Raw genomic sequence first — 22781 nt, forward strand, 5'->3', positions numbered from 1 at the left:
GACAGCCGGCCTCCAGCGCGACGTTCTCCGGGCCGACGCCCAGCCTTGAGCGACGTTCGCCGGACCGGCCCGTGCACAGCCCGCCGTGCAGCGCCCTGCCGGCCTACGGATACGGTCGTGGGCGGACTACAGAGGGGCAGCGTGTGGGATATCGCGAGCTGACGGGCTACACCGTCAAGATCACCGGCGAGGGTACGGCGAGCGGCCGGCTCGCCGTCACCGAGGACCATGAGAACCGCGGCGGCATCCTGCACGGCGGCGCGATCGCGACGCTGTGCGACAGCGCGATGGGCCGCGCCGTGCGCACCAAGGTCGACACGGACATGCGGACCGCGACGGCCACGATGACGGTCAACTACCTCGCCTCGGCCCACCCCGGCGACGTCGTGTGCGTGGAGGCGTCGGTGATCAAGGCGGGACGCACCACCATCGTGGTCGAGGCCGAGGTCTGCCGGGAGTCCGACGGCAAGCCGATCGCGCGCGCCGTCGCCACCTTCATCCAGTCCTCCCGCCGCTAGGCCGAGCCGCCGTCCGGTCGCCCGCCGCAGGGCCGGCGTCAGACGCGCTGGTAGCGGTCCTCCTCACGGACGATGCGGCCCTGCTCGACGAGCTCGTCGAGGTGCAGCTGGGCCATCTTGAGCTCGGACGTGGCGGCGTACGTCGGCACCTTGCCGGGGCGGTAGACCACGCCGCGGCCGACCAGGTCGCCGGCGGTGGACGGCCGGTCGAGCAGGTCCAGCACGCGGTCGGCTCGCGCGTCCAGCACGCCGGCGAAGGCGCCCAGCAGCTCGGCGTACACCGCGCGGTCACGGACCTCCTGCTTGTGGTGGTACGTCGAGTACACCGCGGCATCGATCTGGGAGGCGCGGTGCAGCGAGGAGCGCATGTCGCTGAGGGACGCCCGCGCGTCGCCGTAGAACGGCCCGAAGCTCGACAGGTCGACGTCGGCGGTGAAGAACACGCCGTCCGGCTCGATCAGGAAGCCGCAGTGCCCGGCGGTGTGCCCGGGCAGGTGGACCGGCACGATCTGCACGCCGCCGAGGTCGATCGCGTCCTCGCCGAGCGGCGCCGCCTGCGGGATCGGCCCGTGCGCGTACCGCTCGACGAGCTCCTGGCGGAACTCCGGCTCGTCGTAGCCGCCCTCGGCGAAGAACGCGTCGAGGTCGCGTACCGCCTCGAGGTCCGCGGGGTGGACGCGGACGTCGAGGTCCGGGCGCGCCGACAGCCCGCAGGTGTGGTCCTCGTGGAAGTGGCTCAGCAGCACGACGTCGACGTCCGGGATCGGCACGCTGAGCGCGGAGTCGAGCAGCGCCCGCCCGTCGCTGCCCTCGACGAGCAGCGGGTTGCCCCACGGGTACTTGCCCTTCTCCTCGCCGCACAGCATGGTGGTGTGCCGGCCGAGCGTCCGGCGTTCGGTCATCGATCCACCTCCTGCTTCGGCCCGGCCGGCTTGCGGATGATGCTGACGCCGCCCATGATCGCGGCGCCGTTGATGGTGATGACCGGTGCGCCGGGCGGCGGCACCACCGGGGCACCCTTCCAGCGGCGGTCGTCGACGAAGGCACCCATCACCCCGACGCCGCGCTCGCGGACCGCGACGTCGTCGGGGACGATGATCTCGATGCCGCCCATGATCGCCACGGCGGTGATCGTCACGTGGTCCGCGCCCAGGTTGGCGTACCGCAGGTCGAGGCTGCCGCCGCCCATGACGGCGATCGCCGTGTACCGCGACGGCACCGTCCACACCCCCTTGCGCTCGAAGCCGCTGAAGAGGGCGACCGACAGGCTCGGCCCACCGTCACCGGTGACCCGCATGGACGCCGGTGGCTGGAGGTCGGTGGCCGGTGTGTGCAGCGGCGACTCGGACGTCGGGTCCACCAGGTCGTGGGTGAGCGGCTCGAGATCCTTGCGGTAGACGGCCGACCACGCGGCGGCGGTCCGCTCGTCGAACTCGGTGATGCTGAGCTGCCCGCGGCCCAGGGCATCGTGCAGCAGCCCCGCGGTACGCCGTCGGTCCAGGTCGCTCGCGCGCATCGGCACCGGCTCGGGGTGTGGTTCGGGTGAGGTCATGGCTCCTACGCTACGAGAGCGGGCACGATTGGGCCACGTTCGGCGGGGGCTATGCATAGGGGACGCCCGCCACCCCCCGACTGGCTGGCGTCCCCCACACGGCCGGCGGAACGCCTCGGAATCTTGCGGCAACGATCTCGATGTCCTGCCCTGCATGCTGAGAATAAGCCCAGGTAGTCGATTACGACAACTGCAGTAAGAGAATTTTCATCTATTCCGCCCGCTCGCCGCCGGCCCACTCGACCACCCGGTCCACGGGCCAGGTGGTGACGATCCGGTCGGGGGGCACCCCGAGCCGCTCGGCGCGCTCGGCGCCGTACGCCTTGAGCTCGAGCTGGCCGGGGGCGTGCGCGTCGGAGTCGATCGAGAACAAGCAGCCCATCTGCAGGGCCATGTCGATCAGCTCGTCGGGGGGATCCTGGCGCTCGAGCCGTGAGTTGATCTCGACCGCGACCCCGTTCTCGTGGCACGCGGCGAACACGGCCTCGGCGTCGAACGTCGACTGCGGCCGGGTGCCCCGGCCGCCCTGCAGGAGCCGGCCGGTGCAGTGCCCGAGGACGTTGACGCGGGGGTTCTGCACCGCGCGCACCATGCGGCGGGTCATCTGGCGCTGATCCATCCGCAGCTTCGAGTGCACGCTGGCGACCACGACGTCCAGTCGCCCGAGCATCGCCGGCGTCTGGTCGAGGGCACCGTCGTCCAGGATGTCGACCTCGATGCCCTTCAGCAGCCGAAAGTCGGGAGCGACGAGCTGGTTGATCGCATCGACCATCCGCAGCTGCTCCATGAGCCGCGACGCGCTCAGTCCGTTGGCGATCCGAAGGCGCGGCGAGTGATCGGTGAGGACGGCGTACTCGTGCCCCAGCTCCATCGCGGTCATGACCATCTCCTGGATCGGCGATCCGCCGTCCGACCAGTCGCTGTGCAGGTGGAGGTCGCCGCGCAGCAGGGCCGTGTAGCTGCTGGCGGTGAGCGGCTCGGCCTTGCGCTGCAGGTCCGCCAGATAGCTCGGCAGCTCACCGCGTACGGCCTGCCCGATCAGCTCAGCGGTCGTCTTGCCGATGCCCTCGAGCTCGCGCAGCGAGTCGTCGGCGACGCGTCGCTCCAGCTCGCCGGCCGGCAGCCCGATCACGACCTTCAACGCCGACCGGAAGGCCTCGATGCGGAAGCTGCTCTGCATGTCGCGCTCGAGCAGGGCGGCCGTCCGGCGGAGAGCCTGCTCGGGGGCGAGCGGGGCGGAGAGCGGCGGTGGAGGGGTGAGCACGCCTCAAGTCTTCCCGATGGCGGCCGCGGCCGCGAGGTCAGTGCGACTCGGTGCGCCAGTTCTCCGCGGTCTGCAGCAGCCAGAAAACCACGAAGGCGACCATCAGCACGATCTCGATCCAGATCAGCCAGCCCCCGCCGCCGACCACCACGAACAGCGCGATCGCGGTCAGCACCGCCAGCGTCATGACCGCCGCGAGCACCACGTACGACCGGCGATACACGCCGGGGGTGAGCATCCGGAGCGTCGTGGGATCGCGGCGTCCGGCTCGGTCGGCGTTGATCACCGCCACGCAGGTGATGCAGGCGAACAGCCCCGACGCGGCGACATAGTGCGCGGTGACGAGATACCACTGTGGGCGGAGGAGCGCTGCGCCGACGCCGACTATGAAAAGAATCCAGACGGCGGCAAGCCCGGCGATGATGGCGCGCTCGCCGGCGCGCACCCGTCGCCACAGGGCGATGGTGATGTACACCAGCGCCGCGAGGACGACGCCGGCGAGCGTGCGCGAGGCGTTCGAGACCTCGGGGACGAACGAGCGCGGGACCGCGGTCGTCTCGCAGTTCACCACGCCGTACGGCGGTCCGATGGGGCAGACCGGCGTGGGCACGATGGCCACGACCATCGCGAACAGACCGGCGAGGTTGAGCAGGTTGTCCTCGGTGCCGGTACCGCCTTGCAGGGCGACCAGCGCCAGGCCGATCGCGCACAGCGCGCCGACGAACACCGTCTGCGCAGGGGAGTAGTAGTAGGCGCTGATCGAGCCCCGGATCCGGCTCTCCGAGACGGCGCTCAGGGTGACCGCGACGCCGATCGCGAACACTGCAGCGGCCAGCATCAGCCGCACGTAGCGATACGTGATGACCGCGGCACCGTCGCCGTCCGGCGGCGCAGCCAGGGAGGACGTCGTCATGCCTCCAGTCTGCGCGGCCGCGCAAGTGCTGGCCCCCGGGCATCGAAGATGAAAAGGTGCAGTCATGACTGATGCCGCCTCGTCACCACCCGAGCGGGTCGACTTCCACTTCGATCCGATGTGCCCGTTCGCCTACCAGACGTCGGTGTGGCTGCGCGAGGTCCGCCGGCTCACGGGCCTGCGGATCGACTGGCGGTTCTTCAGCCTGGAAGAGGTGAATCGCCGCGACGACCAGAAGCACCCGTGGGAGCGCGACTGGGCCTGGGGATGGTCGCTCATGCGGATCGGGGCCTGGTTACGTCGACGCGATCCCGAGCTGTTGGACGCCTGGTACGAACGAATCGGCCGCGAGCTGCACCTGGACGGCGGTCAGCCGCACGCGCCGGACAACGCGCGCGCCCTGCTGGCCGAGATCGGCGCGCCGCAGGAAGCGTTCGACGAGGCGCTCGCCGATCCGGTCACACACGACGAGGTACGTGCCGAGCACGAGAAGGTGATCGCCGCCGGAGGGTTCGGTGTGCCGACGATGTTCTTCCCCGACGGACAGGCCCTGTTCGGGCCGGTGCTCATCGACCCGCCGACCGGTGACGAGGCGCTCGAGCTCTGGAGGATGACCACGGCCTGGCTGAAGTTCCCGCACCTGTACGAGATCCAACGCCCCAAGTCGCCCGCCGACGAGCGGGCGATCCGGGCGACTCTCGAGCCCTACCTTCGCGGCCGGGATTGGATCAGCATCAACCGAGGCACCGAGATCACCTTCGAGGAGCGCGCATGAGCAACCCGACCCGCGACGAGATCGTCACCGGATACCTCGACGAGTTCGCCGCCCTGAGCGCGCTCATGCACGATCTGGGCGACGAGCGCTACGCCGCGCCGAGCATCCTTCCGGGGTGGCGGGTGACCGACGTGTTCGCGCATTGCCTGGGCACCGAGTACATGCTGCTCGGCGAGAAGCCGACCGTCGAGGTCGACGACTCACGAGCGCACCTGAAGAACCAGATCGCGGTCCGTAACGAGCAGTGGGTCGACACCATGCGTGACGACTCACCCGAGCGCATGCGGGAGCGCTGGGCCGACGTCACGGCTCGCCGCACCGCCGTCCTCGAGGGACAGTCCCAGGAGGACTTCGACGCTGAGTCCTGGACGCCGGTCGGCAAGGGCACGCTCGGTGACTTCATGCGGATCCGGGTGTACGACCTCTGGCTGCACGAGCTCGACGTGCGCGACAGCATCGGCTCACCCGGGCACGAGGGCGGCCCGGCCGCCGAGATCTCCATCGCCGAGGTCGAACGCGCGATCGGCTACATGGTGGGAAAGCGCGCACAAGCTCCCGACGGTTCGCGGGTCAATCTCGAGCTGACCGGGCAGGTTCCCCGCACCTACGGCATCACGGTGGCCGAGGGGAGGGCGAACGTGGGCGAGCTCGTCGACGACCCGACGGTGTCGTTACGGATGACCAGCACGGACTTCGCACGGCTGACCGGCAACCGGGGCGACATCGACGCCGTCGCCGCGCGGGTGGAGACCAGCGGTGACGTCGAGCTGGGGCGGCGCATCGCGCGCAGCCTCGGCTACACGATGTAGCTCACGCGGCGTCCCCCGTGATGGCGGTGCGCAGCTCCGAGAGGATCCGTGTCAGCACCCGCGAGACCTGCATCTGGGTCACGCCGAGACGCTCGCCGATCTCCTTCTGCGTCAGGTCCTCGAAGAACCGCAGATAGAGGATCTCCTTATCGCGCGGTCCGAGCCGACGTACCGCCGGGGCCAGCATGAGCCGTGCCTCGCTCTCGCGTCCGGGCCCGTCGTCCGCTCGCACGTACTGCCCGACGAGGGTCGGTCCTTGGCCTGCGGGCTGGTCCAGTGACGCCGGTGCGTAGCAGCTGCGGGCCAGGTCCGTCTCGTCGAGATCCTGCTGCGAGGCGCCTGTCTCCGCGCATAGCTCGGCGCGGGTCGGTGGGCGGCCGAGCTCGTGAGCGAGCCGCTCGAGGGCCCGCGTCATCTCCGACTGCAGCTCCTGCACGCGGCGCGGAGGCCGGATCGTCCACCCTTGGTCGCGGAAGTACCGGCGTACCTCGCCCCGCATGGTCGGGACGGCGTACGAGACCAGATCCCGATCCTTGGTGACGTCGAAGCGCAGGACTGCGTGCAGCAGCCCTTCGTAGGCCACCTGGCGCAGGTCGTCCAGCGGTACGCCGCGGTTGCGGTACCGGTTCGCGACGTCGTTCGCCACGTTGATGTTGATCATCACCACCTGCCGCCGCAGCCTGCTGCGGAACGGCTCACGGGCGCTCGCAGCGCGGATCAGCAAGCGCTTGGTCTCGGCTGCGCGCTCCTCGCGAGGAGCTGATTCGGACTGGATGGGCAGTCCCGGTCTGGGCACATCGGTCTTCACTGATTCCACGGGGAGCCTCGCCAGATAAGGCCGGTTCCAAGTCGCCGGTTTCTTCAGCGGGTGCCGGCGTGGATCTACTTCGACACTACATGCGCAGGCGCAAGGGTGGTACCGAAACGGAGAACCGATGTTTGGGGCTGCGGTGAGTGGGTACCGAAGACAGCGACGAGGAGTGGGCGGCGCCGAGCAAGCGCTCCTCGGCTCCGGTCCGGGTGCCGGTCGGTGCTGAACCGGGACGGTACCTTCCTGAGGCGGCGGGGTTGTAGAAGACTACGACCCTGTCGCTTCTTATGCGTCGCGGCTGAGCTCTCCGCGACGCAGCCGATGACTGGAGGCCGGGATGGAGGAGTCGGACGTCGCTGACGACGGACGCCAGGAAACCGCGACCGAGCGCGCTGACCGCAACTGGGACGAGCTGCTGCAGGAGTTCCGCGTGCTGCAGACCGGGCTGCAGGTCCTGGGCGGCCTGCTGCTGACCCTGCCCTTCCAGTCGCGCTTCCAGCATCTCGACGGCGTCCAGCTGACCTTCTATCTGTTCCTCGTCGTGCTGGCGACCGTCAACGTCACCCTGATCCTGGTGCCCATCGCGATTCATCGGCGGTTGTTCCGTCAGCGGCGCAAGCCGCAGCTGGTGGCACTCGGCCAGCGGATCGCCCGGCTGTCCATCGCGGGCATCGCCGTCCTGGTCGCCGGTGTCGCGTCCTTCGTCTTCGACGTCGTGCTGGGGCGGACTGCCGGGATCGTCGCTCTCGTGGCGCTCGCGGCGGTGGTGAGCGGGCTCATCGGGGCGGTGCCGTACGGCGCGGCACGATTCTGGGGCGAGAGCGGCTCTGACGAACAGCGCGACGAGCAGGTTGAGGGGATGAGGGAGCGATGACGACCGCGAACGCCTACTGGAACACCGGCCCCCGCCGCGGGGAGGTGCGTGAGGAGCGGCTGCCCGATCCCGGCCCGGGCCAGGCGCTCGTGCGCACGCTGCACTCCGGGATCAGCCGGGGCACCGAGTCGATCGTCCATGCCGCCCGTGTGCCTGAGGCGGTGCGGATCTCGCTGCGCGCGCCGCACCAGTCCGGCGACTGGCCCGGCCCGGTGAAGTTCGGCTACCTCAACGTCGGCGTCGTCGAGGCGGGGCCGCCGGAGCTCGTCGGCGAGCGGGTGTTCTGCCTGTTCCCGCACCAGGACCGGTACGTCATCGACGCCGCGGACCTCGTCGTGCTGCCGCCGGAGCTGCCCTCGCATCGCGCCGTGCTGGCCGGGACGATGGAGACCGCGGTGAACGCCGTCTGGGACGCCCGACCGGCGTACGGCGATCGGATCGCGGTGATCGGCGCCGGCATGGTGGGCGCGATGGTGGCCGGCCTGCTGCGGCAGTTCCCCTTGGCCCGGCTGGAGCTCGTCGACGTCAACCCCGACAGGGCGGCTCTCGCCGAGGCTCTCGGCGTCCGGCTGGTCGAACCCGGGGACGCGTCGCCGGAGTGCGACATCGTCGTGCACTGCTCGGCCACGGCAGCGGGGCTGGCGACCGGCCTGCGGTTGCTGGCGAACGAGGGCGAGCTGATCGAGATGTCCTGGTACGGCGACAACGCTCCGGAGGTACCGCTGGGCGAGACCTTCCACAGCCGCAGGCTCAGCATTCGGGCCAGCCAGGTCGGACAGATCTCACCGACCCGGCGAGGACGGCGCTCCTACCGCGACCGGCTGGAGCTGTCCATGGAGGCGTTGTGCGACGACCGCTACGAGCACTTCGTCTCCGGTCGGAGCGCGTTCGCCGATATCGTCGCAACGATGGACCGCGTCTGCACGGGGTCCACGGAGATCTGCCACGTTGTGGACTACTGAGCGATCCGAGGAGGACGCATGTTCAGCCTGACCGTACGCGGCCACATGATGGTGGCCCATTCCCTTCCGCGACCGGTCTTCGGACCGGCGCAGGGCCTGCACGGCGCGACCTATGTGGTGGAGGCGACCTTCCGTCGCGACGCGGTCGACGAGAACGGGATTGTGCTGGACATCGGCGCGGCCACCGACACGCTGCAGGAGATCCTCGGCGGGCTGAGGTACACCAACCTGGACGACAACCCTGCGACCGCGGGTCTGCTCACGACCACCGAGAACCTCGCGAAATTCGTCGCCGACTCGCTCGCCGAGCAGATGGATATCCCTGACATATCGGAGATCGAGGTCGTCCTCCGCGAGCACCCTGACGCCTGGTGCAGCTATCGGAGGTCGCTGTCCTGACGACGCAGGGCTTCGGCGACGGTCTCCATGCCCAGCGTCGGCGGCGTCGCGCGGTGGCTGAGGTCGAAGCGCAGGCAGGTGTCGTTGTCGATGAGCAGCCGGTGCACCGGCGGCCGTAGCGCGTCCCGGACGAGATCCGTGCCCTGGAAGCGGATCCCAGGGACGCCGTCGCCGAGCAGCGTCGGGGCCACCGTGAGGAACAGGTAGTCGAGGACGTCCGCCTGCACGAACCGGGAGACCGTGCGACCGCCGCCCTCGACGAGTACCCGGTGGAGACCACGGGCGGCGAGCTCGCGAAGAATCGCCTCGGGCTCGAAGGTGCCGTCGTGCGACTCCATCGGCACCACCTCCACGTGCGCGGCGGTGGACGGCGTCGGAGCGGCGGCAGCTGTGCGCGCGTCCACCAGCCACAGGGTGGGCGCCTGGTTGTCCTGCAGGACCTTCGAATGCGGCGGGATCCGCCGGTTCGGGTCGATGAGCACCCGGACCGGATTCGGCCCCGGAACCGCCCGCACGGTGAGCTGGCAGTCGTCCGCGGCGACCGTGTTGACGCCGACGACCACCGCGTCCACCAGCGCCCGCAGCCGGTGTAGGTGCTCGCGGTCGGCGTCCGAGGTCAGCTCCGCACCGTCGCCGGTGCGCGAGGCGATGAAGCCGTCGGCGCTCTGTCCCATCTGCGCGATCACCAGCGGGCCGTCGTGGCGCACCAGCGGTCCGTAACGGTCCACCAGCATCCTCGACGTCGGGCCCACGGCGACGGCGGGCGTCTGCATCTGGAGGAGATCGGCCCAGCAGTCGTCCTGCGGCGGGGCGGCATGGCCCATGCGGTTGATCTTGGTGTCGATGTAGCGGGCGTTCTCAGGGCGGCTGGGGACCCACAAGGGATCCCGTCCGACCACCTTGATGCCGAGGTTGTGCAGCGCGAGGGCCTTGGCCGGGTTGTTGCTCAACAACGTGATCGTGTCGACGCCGAGATCGCGCAGGATCCCGGCTGCGGCGTCGTACGAGCGCGCGTCGATCGAGTGACCCAGCTCGACGTTCGCATCCAGCGTGTCCAGCCCGTCGTCCTGCAGCTCGTAGGTGCGAAGCTTCTCCAGCAAGCCGATCCCGCGGCCCTCGTGGCCGCGCAGGTAGATCACCGCGCCTCGTCCCACCGCAGCGATCTGCGCGAGCGCCGCGTCCAGCTGCTCGCCGCAGTCGCAGCGGTAGGAGCCGAATCCGTCACCGGTCAGGCACTCCGAGTGCAGACGGACCGTGGGCGGTCCCGCGCCGTTGTCGTTGCCGAGATCGCCCATCGTCAAAGCGATGTGCTCTGTGCCGTCACCGTCGCGATACCCGAGCATCCGGAAAACACCGTGACGACAGGGGAGGCGCGTTGCGGCGACGCGGCTGACGGGGGCGATCGATGCGCTCATGGTGGACACATTGGCACGCTTTGTGCGTCGTCGCCATCGTCCGACGCTCGGGAGCGTCTCTTCGCCGACGGCACGCATGCTTTACGCCGTGCTGGGTACTACAGATCCTTGCAGCCGATCAGCACTCAAGGAAGCCGAACACCCCATGTGCTAGGCATGAGAACGTCTCCACGACTGCGCCGCCAGGCGCGAGCCGAAAGGGAAGCAGGTGCGCGAGGTTTCCAGCTATAACCCGATACCACCGAGATCAGCCATACGGCGCCGACGGCCCCTCGTGCTGCTTCTCGCGGCGGTCCTGGCCGGGGCGACCGGCTGCGCGAGCTCGCCCGACAGCAGCTCCAGCTGGCGTTCGGACGCCGGCCAGATCGCACACGACGTCGCCGGGCAGCTGGCGATCACCCGGGTGGCTATGCAGGCCCGCGAGCAGGACCGGTTGCCGACGGCGTACGCGACGATGACCACCACGAACGCCCAGGACTCCGGCCTGTCGAGCATCGACGACTTCGCCGACCTGTACCCGCCGCCGGAGCTGTTCGACATGCATGACGAGATCGCGGCGCTGCTGCGGGAGGCGGGCGACCTGCTCGTGCGCAGCCGGATCGCGATGGCCGGGGACGGGGATCCCGCGACGCTGATCGAGCAGACCGCCGACCTGCAGAAGCAGCTGCTGGACGAGGAGCGCAAGCTGCAATGAAGCTGAAGAAGCTCCTGAGTGTCGCGCTCGGCATCCTCACCGCGATCGGCGGGTTCGTCGACGCGGGAGACCTGGTGACGAACGCTGTCGTCGGATCCCGGTTCGGCATGTCGCTCACCTGGGCCGTCGTAATCGGTGTGCTGGGCATCTGCGTCTATTCGGAGATGTCCGGCCGCATTGCGGCGGTCAGCGGGCGGGCGACGTTCGACCTGGTGCGTGAGCGCCTCGGCCCGCGCGTCGGCCTGGCCAACCTGGTGGCGTCGATGGCCGTCACCTTTCTGACGCTGGTCGCCGAGATCGGTGGCCTGGCGCTGGCGCTGGAGCTGCTGAGCTCGGTGAGCTACCTGCTGATCGTCCCGTTCCTCGCATTGCTGCTGTGGGTCGTGCTCTGGAGAGCGAAGTTCGCGGCGATGGAGAACGTCGTCGGCCTCGCCGGGCTGTCGCTGATCGTCTTCGCCGTCGCGGTCTGGCAGCTCGGTCCCAGCTGGTCGGCGTTCGGATTGGACGCGCTGCTCGCCCGCAAACCCGGCGAGGAGTCGTGGACGACGTACGCCTTCTACTTCGTGGCCTTGTTCGGCGCGGCCATGACGCCGTACGAGGTGTTCTTCTTCTCCTCCGGCGGCGTCGAGGAGCACTGGAAGCCCAGCAGCCTGGCCACGATGCGCGCGAACGTCTTCATCGGTTTCCCCCTCGGCGGCCTGCTCTCGTTGTCGATCGCCGGGGCGGCCACCCTGGTTCTGCTGCCGGCGCACGCGTCCGTGGAGAGCCTCGGCGCGGTCGGCCTGCCGGTGGCGATGGCGCTGGGCAAGGTCGGCGTCGCCATCATGCTGCTCGGGTTCGTGGCCGCGACGTTCGGAGCGGCCTGCGAGACGGGACTGTCGATCGGCTACAGCATCGCCCAGTATTTCGGCTTCCAGTGGGGCAAGCTGGTACGGCCGCGCGAGGCCGCGGCGTTCCACTCCATCGTCCTGGTCTCGATCGTGGCGGCGGTCGGCGTCCTGCTCACGACCGTCGACCCGATCATGGTCACCGAGATCTCGGTGGTGTTCTCCGCCGTCGCGCTCCCGCTGACCTACTTCCCGATCCTGGTGGTCGCCAACGACCGGAGGTATCTCGGCGACCACGTCAACGGAAGGCTGGCCAACGGTCTGGGCGTCGTCTACCTGATCCTGCTGACGATCATCTCGCTGGCGGCCCTCCCACTGATGATCATCACCGGCATGGGGAAGTGAGCACCGATGACTCGGACGAACCCTGACCGCCACGAGCTCGATGCCAACCTCGAGCTGCTGGATCGGCAGATCATCGACAGCGACGGGCTGTTCGCCGGGAAGGTCGACGACCTGGAGCTGACCGCCTCGGGTGAGCGCGAGCTGAGCCTGACCGGGATCCTGGTCGGCGCACCGGCGCTGCTGCCCCGGTTCGGCGGTCGCCGGACGGGTGAACGGTTGCTGCGCGGCTGGCACGGCCTCGTCCCCGTCCGCTCCGACCGCAACACGCCGGGCCGCATCGACATCCGCGCGGTTCGCGCCCTCGACAGCGCCGTCCACCTCGACCGGTCGCGGGACGGCGTGGCGCAGGTGCAGCCGCAGGGAGAGCCGCACGTGCACAGCCTCAACCGGCTGTCGAACCTGCGGCTCACCGGCCCGCAGGCCCGCGAGAAGGACCGGATCCTCGACGTCCGGCTCGCCTACAGCGGCTCGACGCTGTCCTCGGCGTATGTCACCGGGCTGATCGTGGGACCGGCCGGACGACCCGGCTCGATGCTGGGGTACGAGCGACGCGCGGAGCAGGGGCCGGCGCTGCTGGCCGCGGTCGTGGGCCGGATCCATCGGCACGCCCGCTACCTGCAGCTCAGCGAGGCGGTCCACATCGACTGGGCGGGCGGCCGGATCGACGTCGGCGCGGGGGCCGACTACGGCGAGCTGCGCCCACCGAAGGCCCCGAGACACGTCCGCGAGCCGCGCCGCGGCGCGTAGCGAGACCGCCCGGCGCCCCGCCAGGTGCTGATCCTGGTGGAGTGGGAGGCGTGCGACCGGCGGCGGGTCGCCGGGAGGGGTGCGACCGGCGCGGAGGTGCGGCGGACGCCGGCGGCGAGGGCCTCGCGACGTCGGGAATGCGGTCGGCAGCCTGCACTGCCAGACTGTGGGCATGATTGCTCGCCTCGTCGCGACGGCGCTCGCGACCGCCCTCGCCGCCTGGCTGATACCGGGCATCACCCTGACCGGCAGCTCGGACACCGACAAGATCTTCACGCTGATCGGCGTGGCGATCATCATCGGGCTGGTCAACGTCTTCGTGAAGCCGGTCGTGACGCTGGTGTCGGGCTGCCTCGTGCTGCTCACGCTCGGGCTGTTCCTGCTCGTCATCAACGCCCTGATGCTGCTGCTCAGCTCGTGGATCGCCGGCAAGCTGTCCCTGGGCTTCCACGTCGACGGATTCCTGGCCGCGCTCCTCGGCTCCATCGTGATCAGCGTCGTGAGCGGCGTGCTGTACGCCGTCCTCAACCGCGGCGGTGACCGCGACCGCCTCGATCGCTGAGCGCGACCGCCTGCCCACATCCCGTCTCGCACCACCGTTCACCGAACGATCGCGCGAGAGGCGCCTTGTCCACTCCGGATGGACAAGGCGCCTCTCGGGTGACGTCTTGAGGAGACCCTGGGCGGTCCGAGGCCCCTCGTCGCGGCTCAGCCGGGGCTAGCGGACGACGAAGTCGTCCCAGGCGGTGCCGAGGTACTCGACGAACGCCTCGCCCAGGTGCTCCGAGCGCAGGTAGTCGGCGGTGACGGGCGTCGGCGTCGCGGCGAACGCCGGATCGTCCATCGCGCGTCGCGAGAAGTCGTGGTGCAGGATCGCCGCGCGCCCGACGAACACGAAGTCGGCTCCGCGGTCGAGCGCCCACCGGGCCTGTGCCGCGTCGCGGACGGTCCCGGCCACCCCGAGCCGGGTGGTGCCCCTCGGGATGCCGGTGAAGTGCTCGATCAGCGGCTTGCGCTCCTGCGTGTCGTCGTGCGGCAGCTTGGCGATGTCCCACAGCGACATGTCGAGGTAGTCCAGGCGGCCGTCGGCCATGACCTCGCCGGCCAGCCGTTTCATCTCGCCGAGGTCGACGCCGTGCCGCTCGCCGGACAGCCGCACGCCCACGCTGAACCCGGCGCTCGTCGCCGCGGTCGCCCCGTCGATCATCTCGCGGATCATCCGGGTCCGGTTCTCGTACGACCCGCCGTACTGGTCGGTGCGGTCGTTGTTCTTGGTGTCCAGGAACGCGCAGGGCAGGTAGCCGTGCGCGCCGTGCAGCTCGACGCCGTCGAAGCCGGCCTGCTCGGCGCGTACGGCGGCCGCGGTGAAGTCCTCGACGACCCGCTGCACCTCGCCGGTGGTGAGCGCTCGCGCGCCGAACCGGGCGTCGTCCCACGGGGCGACGGCTTCGTGACCGGAGATGTCGGCGGACGCGCGCCGTCCGCCGTGGTGCAGCTGGACGACGGACATGCTGCCCTCGGCGTTGATCGCCTCGGCCAGCCGGGTGAGTCCCGGGAGGTGGGTGTCGGAGGAGATGCCGAGCTGGCCGGGGAACGCCTTGCCCTCCGGCGAGACGTACGCCGCGCAGGTCATCGTCATGCCGAACCCGCCGCGGGCACGCGCGACGAGCCAGTGGAACTCGTCGTCGGAGAGCGTCCCGTCGTCATTGCTCTGCCAGTTGGTCAGCGGTGCCAGCGCGAACCGGTTGGACATCGTACGGCCGCTGGTGAAGGTCAGATCGTCAGAGAACACCATCTGAGAGTAGACGGCCCTCGGCGGCGGGTGGGACGCCCTGGTGCTCGGTCGGCTCGCATGGCACCCTGAGAGTTGACACGAGAGTCATATCTGCCGGACACGAGGAGAGGCCCTTTGTACGCAACCGAGCACGCCAGGCGGACCCCCGACAAGCCGGCGATCATCATGGCCGGCAGCGGCCGCGTGTACTCCTTCCGCGAGTACGAGGAGCACGCCAACGAGGCGGCTCACCTGTTCCGCGAGCTCGGGCTGCAGAACGGCGACACCGTCGCCCTGGTGCTGAGCAACACCCCGGAGTACATCTTCTGCAAGGCCGCCGCCGAGCGGGCCGGGCTGCGCTTCGTGTGCATCAACACCCACCTGCAGGCCGACGAGCTGCAGTACATCGTGGCGGACGCCGAGGCCTCCGTCGTGGTGTGCGACGCGACCACGCTCGAGGCCATCCGGTCGCTGCCCGACCGGTGCCCCGGCGTACGGCGCTGGCTGGTGTCCGGCGTACCCGCCGACGGGGTCTTCGAGAGCTATGAGGCGCTGATCGCGCCGCAGCCGGCGACGCCGATCGAGGACGAGCGGCTCGGTGGCGGCATGCTCTACAGCTCCGGCACCACCGGCCGCCCGAAGGGCATCATCCGGCCGATCCCGGACACCGACCCGACGGACAACCTGCCGGTGTACCAGTTCACGAACGCGATCTTCCAGCTGACGCCGGAGATGACGTACCTGAGCACCGCCCCGCTGTACCACTCGGCGCCGCACAGCGCCCTGCTGGGCGCGGTGCGGCTGGGCGCGACGAGCGTCGTGATGGAGAAGTTCGACGCCGAGCAGTTCCTCGCGCTCGTGGAGAAGTACGGCGTGACCACCACCCAGGTCGTGCCCACGATGCTCAACCGGATCATGCGGTTGCCGAAGGAGACCCGCGACAAGTACGACATCTCGACGCTGAAGACGGTCGTGCACGGCGCGGCGCCGATGCCCCCGCAGCTCAAGCGACAGGTCATCGACGAGTGGGGTCCGGTGCTGTACGAGTACTACGGCGCCACCGAGGGGCACGGCTTCTGCTGCGCGAGCTCCCAGGAGTGGCTCGAGCGCCCGGGCACCGTGGGCAAGTCGATCCTCGGCGAGATCGTGATCCGCGATGCAGAGGGCAACGAGCTGCCGCCGCTGCAGGAGGGCACCATCTGGTTCCGCGGGGCGACGAACTTCAGCTACAAGGGCGATGCAGAGCGCACGGCTCAGCAGCAGTCACCGGACGGCACGATGGCCACCGTCGACGACGTCGGGTACGTCGACGAGGACGGCTACCTGTTCCTGACCGACCGCAAGTCGCACATGATCATCTCCGGCGGTGTGAACATCTACCCGCAGGAGATCGAGGATCTGCTGATCACCCATCCCGACGTGCAGGACGCCGCGGTGATCGGCGTCCCGGACCCGGACTTCGGCGAGCAGGTGAAGGCGGTCGTCATCCGGACGCCGTCCGAGCGCAGCGACGAGGAGGTCGCCTCGGCGCTGATCGAGCACTGCCGGGCGCACCTCGCGCATTTCAAGGCGCCACGCACGATCGACTTCGTCGACGAGCTGCCGCGGACGCCGACCGGCAAGCTGCAGAAGAAGCTGCTGCGCCAGCAGTACGCCGGTCGGTCCTGAGCTCACGCGCTGCCCTGAGAAACGAATCTGCGGGGGTGCGAGACACGGTAATCGCTGATTATCGTGTCCCACACCCCCGCAGATCGCAGGGTGGACGCCGGAGCTAGCCGACGATCAGGCCCTGGGTGGCCGTGCGCGCCTTGGCCAGGCGCTCGGTGACGTCGGCCCAGTTGACCACGTTCCACCACGCCTTGGCGTAGTCGGCCTTGACGTTCTTGTACTGCAGGTAGAAGGCGTGCTCCCACATGTCCAGCATGAGGATCGGGGTGAGGCCGATCGGGACGTTGCCCTGCTGGTCCCACAGCTGCACGATGATCAGCTGCTGGCCGATCGAGTCCCACGCCAGGATCGCCCAGCCGGAGCCCTGGATCGTGGTCGCGGCGGCCTCAAACTGGCCCTGGAATGCCTCGAACGAGCCGAAGAACTCGTCGATCGCGGCCGCGACGTCACCGTCGGGACGGTCGCCGCCCTCGGGGCTCATGTTCTTCCAGAAGATCGAGTGGTTGGTGTGCCCACCCAGGTTGAACGCGAGGTTCTTCTCCAGCATCGGGACGGTCGCGAAGTCGCCGGACTCGCGGGCCGCGCCCAGCTTCTCCAGCGCCGCGTTGGCGTCGTCGACGTACTTCTGGTGGTGCTTGTCGTGATGCAGCTGCATGATCTCGCCGCTGATGTGCGGCTCGAGCGCTGCGTAATCGTATGGAAGGTCGGGCAGCGAGTACTTCGCCATGATTCGTTTCTCCTTCTCGTCGGACGTCACCATTCTGCCCCACCTGACCTTTTGTGCAATGCGGCTGCCGAGCCGCGGTGGGGCCTGCTCGCAGACTACTTCTGGTAGGGCGCCTTGTACTCGTCGGCCTCCTTGGAGGAGAACAGATCGCCGGTCTTGACCAGGCCGGTGGGAGCGTTGGGGTCGACCTTCAGGATGTACGCCTCGCGGCTGGTCGGCTCGCCGTGCTTGGAGAGGTCGAGCTTGCCGGTCAGGCCCTTGGTGTCGACGCTGGTGATCTGCTCGCGCGCCTTCAGGATGCCGGCGCGGGTCAGGTCGCCGTTGTCGCAGGCCTTCTTGAGGATCTGCTCGAACGCCATGCCGAAGACGTAGCCCGACGGGATCGCCTTCTCCGGCTCCTCGGGGTACTTCTTCTTGTACTTTTCAGCGATATCGACCATCGCGGCATTGTCGGTGTCGCTGTAGGCGTCGACCGAGTTGAGGAAGAGGTAGTTCTGCTGCAGCGCCTGGGACGTCGCCTGGTCCTTCAGCAGCGAGACGGAGTACGTCGGGTTGTTGCCGATCATCGGCACGTTGAGCCCCTGCGCGACGTTCTGCAGCGCGACCGAGCCGAGCGCTCCCGGGGTGACCGCCAGCGCGATCGCCTTGACGCCGGCCTCCTTGAGCTTGGTGATCGTCGCCGTCATGTCGGTGTCGCTCGCCGAGACGGTGGCCTCGACGACCTCCATCTTGTGCTCCTTGGCGTACGCCTTGGTGCCCAGCAGCGAGTTCTGGCCGTACTCCGAGTCGACGTAGATGTGGCCGATCTTGTCACCGTCGGCGATCTTGCCTTCCTTCTGCAGGTAGGCCAGGCCGTTGACCATCTCCACGTCGTACGTCTGGCCGATCATCAGGATCGACTCGGAGTCGAGGTTCACCGACGCGGTGGCCGAGGGGATGCTGAGCATCTTCTCGTTGGTGAGCTTCTGCTTCAGCGCCGCGAGCACCGGCGAGCCGTTGACCTGGATCATCGCCGCGACCTCGGACTTCATCTTCTCGTAGAGCGGCACGGCGTTGTCGGCCTTGTAGCCGTGGTCCTGGACGTTGAGCTTGATCTGGCGCCCGCAGATGCCGCCGGCGGCGTTGATGTCGTCGACCCACAGCTCGTTGCCGTGGGTGTTGGCCAGGCCGGTGGCCTTGAAGACGCCGGACGCGTCGGTGAGCGCGCCCAGCGTGATGGTGTCGTCGGTGACGCCGAGGTCGGTCTTGACGTCGCCCTTGCCTCCACCGCTGTCGCCGCCGCCCTGCGCCTTGGTGCTGCAGCCGGTCAGTGCAACGACGGCCACGACGGTGGCTGCGGTGCCGGTGAGGAGGGTCTTGCGAACAGTCATGTGGAGCACTCCAGAATCCTTAGCGAAGCAAACTTTCCGGTTAGAGCATGGCGCGGCCGTTACACCCGTGTAAACCGAAATGCCCAATTCTCGGGTGTGACCTGCGCAATGCACAGCGTCTGCACTGGATGGCGGGTGGTCCGAGCAGCGCGTGCCTGGCCCGATGCCCGGGGAGCGCTGAGACGTGCGGATGCCGGCCGACCCTGGAGCGGGCCGCCGGGGCTATGCCTGGCGGCGGGTGAACGCGAGTGCGAACTCGTTGCGGGTGTCGTCGATCGCCTCGCGCTCGTGCAGGTTGCGCCAGCGGTTGTTCAGCCGCTTCTGCTGCGCGATGACGTGCCGGCTGCTCTCGGCGGTGCTGGCTAGCAGCGCGGTGCAGGCTGCCTCCGGGTCCTCCTCGATGCGATTGAGGTAGCCGCGCTGCAGCATCAGCTCCGCGTCGTACTTGTCGGCGGTGAGGACCAGCTCGGTGGCGAGGGTCCAGCCCATCAGCCGGTGCAGGTTGACCGTCTCCAGCACCGAGGGGATGTCGATGCGGACCTCGGGCATCTGGAAGAACGTGCCCGGGGCGGCGACGCGGAACTCGGCGGCCGCGGCGATCTCCAGGGCGCCACCGACGACGTACCGGCGCATCGCGACAGCCACCGGCACCGGGCAGTCCTTCACGGCCTGGCAGACGTCGCCGAGCCGGGTGATGATGTCGTACGCGCGGTTGGGATCGTCGGTCTCGAACAGCGAGGTGTCCATCCCGGCCGAGAAGCCCGCGTCGTGGCTCGCGCGCAGCAGCACGCCGCGCACGCCCTCGTCGGCGCCGGCCTGCTCGAGCGCGTCGACGAGCTCGTCGAGCATCTGCCACGTCAGGCTGTTCGCGCGCCGCGCGTTGTCCAGCGTGATGATTCGGACGGCGCCGTCGGTCTCGGTCTGGATGCTCATCGAGCAGGTCCTCCTGGGGTAGTGGCGCGTGCCGGCGCCGGTCGGATGTGCGTCAGCGCGCGGCGGAACGCGGCTGCACGCTGAGGGTGGTGGTCGCGAACTCGGCCACCGTCCGGTGCCACACCGGCGCCCGCATGAGCATCGCGTGGCCCTCGTTGGGCAGCAGCTCGAGCCGGACGTCGACGTCCCGCGCCCGCAGCCGCTCGGCGTACCGCTCGGTGAGGGCGGGGTCGGTGATCCGGTCGGAGCGCCCGTGCATGAGCAGCGCCCGCTGCCCAGACTGGGCGTGCACGCCGTCCGATTCGACGATCCACGGCGCCAGGGCAGCCACACCGACGACGTCCTGCTCGCCGGCCAGGTTGAGCGTGACGCGGCCGCCCATCGAGTGCCCGACCAGCACGATCGGCGTGTCCGGGTGTGCGGCGCGCACCTGATCGAGTGCCCACCGGGTGCCGTCCAGCGGCGACTGCCGGTGGCCGTTCCAGCCCAGCAGCTCGTTGCGCACGCGTAGCACGCCGACGCGGGGCCCGGCGGCGCGTCGTACCGCCCACGCGAACGGCAGCATCCGCAGCACGGCCGGGTTCCACCACTGCACCGCCATCAGGCTGGTCTCGGCGCCGCCGTGCAGCACGACCACGACGCCGTCGCACTCGTCCGGCAGGTAGCCCCTCACCTCAGCAGTCATGTGCTCGAACGTACCCGCGGACGCCGCGGCGCCGCCCGCCGGGCGGCAGGTTCCGGGCACCGCGCGAGGAAGGCGTGCTGGGCACGGATCGGGATGAAATCTGTCGGCCGCTGGTGCCACCATGGACGGATGACGACCTCGACACAGTCGGCGGGCGACGCGTCGGCCCGACCGGCCTCGGCGACTCAGGAGCCCGACTCTCCGCAACCGTCGGCACCGGCGAGCGCGTGGCCGGCGCTGTGGGCGATGGTCATCGGCTTCTTCATGATCCTGGTCGACTCGACGATCGTGTCCGTGGCGACCGACTCGATCATGGTCGGGCTGCGTACCGACCTCAACAGCGTGGTGTGGGTGACCAGCGCCTATCTGCTGGCGTACGTCGTCCCGCTGCTGGTCAGCGGGCGGCTCGGCGACCAGTTCGGGCCCAAGCGCATCTACATGATCGGCCTCGTCGTGTTCACCGTCGCCTCGGGGCTGTGCGGGCTGGCGGGGTCGATCGAGCTCCTGATCTTCGCTCGCGTGCTGCAGGGTCTCGGCGCGGCGCTGATGACGCCGCAGACCATGGCGGTGATCACCCGCACCTTCGCTCCCGAGAAACGCGGGACGGCGATGGCCCTGTGGGGCTCGGTCGCCGGCGTGGCGATCCTCGTCGGCCCGCTGGCCGGCGGGCTGCTCACCGAGACGCTGGGCTGGCAGTGGGTGTTCTACGTCAACGTCCCCGTCGGCATCATCGCGCTCGTCGCCGCTGCCCGGCTCGTGCCGCGCCTCGAGACGCACGCCCACCGGTTCGACTTCGCCGGGATCGCGCTGAACACGATCGGCCTGTTCGCCCTGACGTACGGGTTGCAGGAGGGCCAGAAGCGCGACTGGGACTCCGTGGTGTGGTCGCTGATCGCGGCCGGTCTGGTGCTGCTGGCCGCCTTCGTGTGGTGGCAGTCGGCGAATCGTCGCGAGCCGCTGATGAGCCTCGAGCTGTTCCGCGACCGCAACTTCAGCCTGGCCAACATCGGCATCTGCGCGATGGGCTTCGCGGTCACCGGCATGGCGATCCCGCTGATGCTGTTCGCCCAGAAGTCGATGGGCCTGACTGTGATCCGCTCGGCGATGCTGATGATCCCGCTGGCGATCGGGTCGATGGCGCTCGCGCCGCTCGCGGGCCGGCTGACCGACCAGCTGCACCCGCGGCTGCTGGCCGGTATCGGCTTCGCCGGCCAGGCGATCGGGCTGTTCTGGCTGGGCCAGGTCCTCGGCGACAAGACCGCCGTCTGGCAGATCCTGCTGCCCATCGGGCTGCTCGGTCTGAGCGGCTCGTTCGTGTGGGCGCCGCTGGCCGCGACGGCCAACCGCAACCTGCCCATGCGGCTGGCCGGCGCCGGTTCCGGCGTCTACAACATGACCCGCCAGGTCGGCGCCGTCCTCGGCAGCGCCGCTATCGGGGTGCTGATGCAGAACCGGATCTCGCACCACTTCGCTCCCGTGCTCGCGCAGCAGGGCGCGCCGTCGGGCGGCGGTGGCGGTTCGTACGCGTCGGCGACCGGCGCGCTGCCCGAGCCGCTGCGCGAGCCGTTCGCGCGCGCGATGGGCGAGTCGCTGTACCTCGCGGCGGCCGTGCTCGTCGTCGGCATCGTCGCGGCGCTGTTCTTCGCCCGGCCGACGCATTCCGGCATGCGGCCGCGGCGCGGTGCCGACGTACCCGCGGAGGCGACCGCCGCACGCGGCTGATATCCCGGCTCTGACAGCATGGCGAGCATGGCCCTGCTGCTCAACGACGACGACGTCAAGGATCTGCTGACCCCGCAGCTCGCGATGCGAGCGGTCCGCGGCGTCATCGCGGGGTTCGCCCGCGGTGACGTGGTGGCACCCGCTCGGGTGACCGCCGATCTCGGCGCCGGTCAGATGACATACACGACCGGCGCCACTGCCGAGGTGTACGGCTACCGCAGCTACGACAGCCTCGCGCCGGGGAAGGTCGACCAGGTGGTGACCTGTCTCGACCGGGCCACCCGACGGCTGAAGTACGTGCACGCCGGCAGCCTCGTCGGCATCGCGCGCACCGGCGCGATCGGCGGCGTCGCGGTCGACGCGCTCGCCGCTGCGGACGCCACCTCGCTGGCGTTGATCGGGACCGGCATCCAGGCGTACTGGCAGGCCTGGGCGATCGCCGCCACCCGGCCGCTGACCGACGTACGCGTCTACTCGCCGACCGCCGACCACCGGGTCGCGTTCGCCCGGCGGCTGGTCGACCGGCTCGGGCTGCCCGCACGGTCGGTCGACCATCCTCGCGACGCGGTCGACGGGGCGCAGATCGTCGTCCTCGCGACGACCGCCCACGAGCCGGTGGTCGAGGCCGGCTGGATCGCCGACGCCGCGCATCTCAGCTCGCTCGGTGCCAAGGTTCCCGGCGCCGCCGAGTACGACGAAGCGCTGCTCGAGGAGTCGTTCGTCAGCACCGACTCCCTCGCCCAGCTCGAGGCGCTCACGGGCAGCACGCAGGGCGTCGAGCACCTCGGCCACCACCTCGATCCAGGTCCGGACCGACTGCGCGGACGCCGGCTGACCTTCTTCCAGTCGTGCGGCCTGGGCGGCACCGAGGTGGCGCTTCTCGACGCGCTGGGAGCAGCGGTCGTCGCGCAGTCGCCGTCCGCCCAGGCGTAGGGCC

The 22781-nt window shown here is 69.7% G+C and carries 24 protein-coding genes; 13 read left to right on the plus strand and 11 right to left on the minus strand.

All coding sequences use genetic code 11. The features are described from left to right. The first annotated feature begins 143 nt into the window (after positions 1–143). The gene (locus tag F8A92_RS00200) at positions 144–518 is read left to right on the plus strand and encodes a PaaI family thioesterase (RefSeq protein WP_194291291.1); all 375 of its coding nucleotides are present in this window, start codon (positions 144–146) and stop codon (positions 516–518) included. 38 nt (positions 519–556) lie between these two features. On the opposite strand, the gene F8A92_RS00205 is transcribed toward F8A92_RS00200, so the two are convergent. From F8A92_RS00205 to F8A92_RS00220, 4 genes are all read right to left on the minus strand, one after another. Next, positions 557–1420: an MBL fold metallo-hydrolase gene (locus F8A92_RS00205; protein ID WP_153502574.1), complete on the minus strand. Its 864-nt coding sequence runs from the start codon at positions 1418–1420 to the stop codon at positions 557–559. Beyond that, positions 1417–2070 (minus strand): DUF1707 SHOCT-like domain-containing protein, encoded by a 654-nt coding sequence (locus tag F8A92_RS00210; RefSeq protein ID WP_194291292.1) that lies wholly within the window; start codon positions 2068–2070, stop codon positions 1417–1419. Before F8A92_RS00210 ends, F8A92_RS00205 begins: the two co-directional genes overlap by 4 nt. A 211-nt stretch (positions 2071–2281) precedes the next feature. Continuing rightward, positions 2282–3334 carry a PHP domain-containing protein gene (locus F8A92_RS00215; protein WP_228389073.1) on the minus strand — a complete coding sequence of 351 codons (1053 nt, stop codon included), beginning with the start codon at positions 3332–3334 and terminating at the stop codon, positions 2282–2284. Between the two features lie 37 nt (positions 3335–3371). Next, positions 3372–4247 carry a hypothetical protein gene (locus F8A92_RS00220; RefSeq protein ID WP_153502576.1) on the minus strand — a complete coding sequence of 292 codons (876 nt, stop codon included), beginning with the start codon at positions 4245–4247 and terminating at the stop codon, positions 3372–3374. Positions 4248–4311: 64 nt separating this feature from the next. Here F8A92_RS00220 and F8A92_RS00225 point away from each other — a divergent pair, with 64 nt between their 5' ends. Both F8A92_RS00225 and F8A92_RS00230 read left to right on the plus strand, forming a co-directional pair. After that, positions 4312–5022, plus strand: a complete 711-nt coding sequence (locus tag F8A92_RS00225) for a mycothiol-dependent nitroreductase Rv2466c family protein (RefSeq protein ID WP_153502577.1) — start codon at positions 4312–4314, stop codon at positions 5020–5022. Then, on the plus strand, positions 5019–5831 hold the full coding sequence (locus F8A92_RS00230) for a maleylpyruvate isomerase family mycothiol-dependent enzyme (protein WP_153502578.1): 813 nt from the start codon (positions 5019–5021) through the stop codon (positions 5829–5831). Before F8A92_RS00225 ends, F8A92_RS00230 begins: the two co-directional genes overlap by 4 nt. A 1-nt stretch (position 5832) precedes the next feature. On the opposite strand, the gene F8A92_RS00235 is transcribed toward F8A92_RS00230, so the two are convergent. Further along, positions 5833–6648, minus strand: a complete 816-nt coding sequence (locus F8A92_RS00235; RefSeq protein ID WP_228389074.1) for a sigma-70 family RNA polymerase sigma factor — start codon at positions 6646–6648, stop codon at positions 5833–5835. Positions 6649–6979: 331 nt separating this feature from the next. Between F8A92_RS00235 and F8A92_RS00240 the strand changes: the two genes are divergently transcribed. The 3 genes from F8A92_RS00240 to F8A92_RS00250 are packed head-to-tail and all read left to right on the plus strand — an operon-like array spanning position 6980 to position 8877. Beyond that, on the plus strand, positions 6980–7516 hold the full coding sequence (locus F8A92_RS00240) for a DUF6328 family protein (RefSeq protein WP_228389075.1): 537 nt from the start codon (positions 6980–6982) through the stop codon (positions 7514–7516). Continuing rightward, positions 7513–8478 carry an MDR/zinc-dependent alcohol dehydrogenase-like family protein gene (locus F8A92_RS00245; RefSeq protein WP_153502579.1) on the plus strand — a complete coding sequence of 322 codons (966 nt, stop codon included), beginning with the start codon at positions 7513–7515 and terminating at the stop codon, positions 8476–8478. Before F8A92_RS00240 ends, F8A92_RS00245 begins: the two co-directional genes overlap by 4 nt. Positions 8479–8496: 18 nt before the next feature. Next, positions 8497–8877, plus strand: a complete 381-nt coding sequence (locus F8A92_RS00250) for a 6-pyruvoyl trahydropterin synthase family protein (RefSeq protein ID WP_153502580.1) — start codon at positions 8497–8499, stop codon at positions 8875–8877. On the opposite strand, the gene ribA is transcribed toward F8A92_RS00250, so the two are convergent. After that, positions 8856–10370: a GTP cyclohydrolase II gene (ribA, locus tag F8A92_RS00255; protein ID WP_153502581.1), complete on the minus strand. Its 1515-nt coding sequence runs from the start codon at positions 10368–10370 to the stop codon at positions 8856–8858. The two genes, F8A92_RS00250 and ribA, sit on opposite strands and share 22 nt — an antisense overlap. 196 nt (positions 10371–10566) lie before the next feature. Between ribA and F8A92_RS00260 the strand changes: the two genes are divergently transcribed. From F8A92_RS00260 to F8A92_RS00275, 4 genes are all read left to right on the plus strand, one after another. Further along, a complete protein-coding gene (locus F8A92_RS00260; protein ID WP_153502582.1) occupies positions 10567–10986 on the plus strand; it encodes a hypothetical protein in 420 nt (139 codons plus the stop codon). Continuing rightward, a complete protein-coding gene (locus F8A92_RS00265; RefSeq protein ID WP_228389077.1) occupies positions 10983–12218 on the plus strand; it encodes an NRAMP family divalent metal transporter in 1236 nt (411 codons plus the stop codon). Before F8A92_RS00260 ends, F8A92_RS00265 begins: the two co-directional genes overlap by 4 nt. 6 nt (positions 12219–12224) lie before the next feature. Further along, positions 12225–12965, plus strand: coding sequence for a hypothetical protein (locus F8A92_RS00270; protein WP_153502583.1), 741 nt, complete (start codon positions 12225–12227; stop codon positions 12963–12965). 172 nt (positions 12966–13137) lie between these two features. Further along, positions 13138–13527 carry a phage holin family protein gene (locus F8A92_RS00275; protein ID WP_153502584.1) on the plus strand — a complete coding sequence of 130 codons (390 nt, stop codon included), beginning with the start codon at positions 13138–13140 and terminating at the stop codon, positions 13525–13527. A 156-nt stretch (positions 13528–13683) separates the two neighbouring features. Here F8A92_RS00275 and F8A92_RS00280 read toward each other — a convergent pair whose 3' ends face one another. Then, a complete protein-coding gene (locus tag F8A92_RS00280; protein ID WP_153502585.1) occupies positions 13684–14760 on the minus strand; it encodes an NADH:flavin oxidoreductase in 1077 nt (358 codons plus the stop codon). A gap of 114 nt (positions 14761–14874) precedes the next feature. Here F8A92_RS00280 and F8A92_RS00285 point away from each other — a divergent pair, with 114 nt between their 5' ends. Then, positions 14875–16407: an AMP-binding protein gene (locus F8A92_RS00285; RefSeq protein WP_153502586.1), complete on the plus strand. Its 1533-nt coding sequence runs from the start codon at positions 14875–14877 to the stop codon at positions 16405–16407. A 103-nt stretch (positions 16408–16510) separates the two neighbouring features. Here F8A92_RS00285 and F8A92_RS00290 read toward each other — a convergent pair whose 3' ends face one another. From F8A92_RS00290 to F8A92_RS00305, 4 genes are all read right to left on the minus strand, one after another. Further along, positions 16511–17167 carry a superoxide dismutase gene (locus F8A92_RS00290; RefSeq protein WP_267130028.1) on the minus strand — a complete coding sequence of 219 codons (657 nt, stop codon included), beginning with the start codon at positions 17165–17167 and terminating at the stop codon, positions 16511–16513. Between the two features lie 62 nt (positions 17168–17229). Beyond that, positions 17230–18504, minus strand: coding sequence for an ABC transporter substrate-binding protein (locus F8A92_RS00295; protein ID WP_153502587.1), 1275 nt, complete (start codon positions 18502–18504; stop codon positions 17230–17232). 222 nt (positions 18505–18726) lie between these two features. Beyond that, positions 18727–19437 carry an enoyl-CoA hydratase/isomerase family protein gene (locus tag F8A92_RS00300; protein WP_153502588.1) on the minus strand — a complete coding sequence of 237 codons (711 nt, stop codon included), beginning with the start codon at positions 19435–19437 and terminating at the stop codon, positions 18727–18729. A gap of 52 nt (positions 19438–19489) precedes the next feature. Continuing rightward, positions 19490–20122 (minus strand): alpha/beta hydrolase, encoded by a 633-nt coding sequence (locus F8A92_RS00305; protein ID WP_194291293.1) that lies wholly within the window; start codon positions 20120–20122, stop codon positions 19490–19492. Between the two features lie 129 nt (positions 20123–20251). Between F8A92_RS00305 and F8A92_RS00310 the strand changes: the two genes are divergently transcribed. Both F8A92_RS00310 and F8A92_RS00315 read left to right on the plus strand, forming a co-directional pair. Then, on the plus strand, positions 20252–21844 hold the full coding sequence (locus tag F8A92_RS00310; protein WP_153502590.1) for a DHA2 family efflux MFS transporter permease subunit: 1593 nt from the start codon (positions 20252–20254) through the stop codon (positions 21842–21844). Positions 21845–21871: 27 nt separating this feature from the next. Continuing rightward, complete coding sequence (locus F8A92_RS00315; RefSeq protein WP_194291294.1) at positions 21872–22777, plus strand: ornithine cyclodeaminase family protein; 906 nt, start codon at positions 21872–21874, stop codon at positions 22775–22777. Positions 22778–22781 lie beyond the last annotated feature (4 nt).

The organism is Cumulibacter manganitolerans, from assembly GCF_009602465.1.
In the GTDB taxonomy this organism is placed as follows: Bacteria; Actinomycetota; Actinomycetes; order Mycobacteriales; family Antricoccaceae; genus Cumulibacter; species Cumulibacter manganitolerans.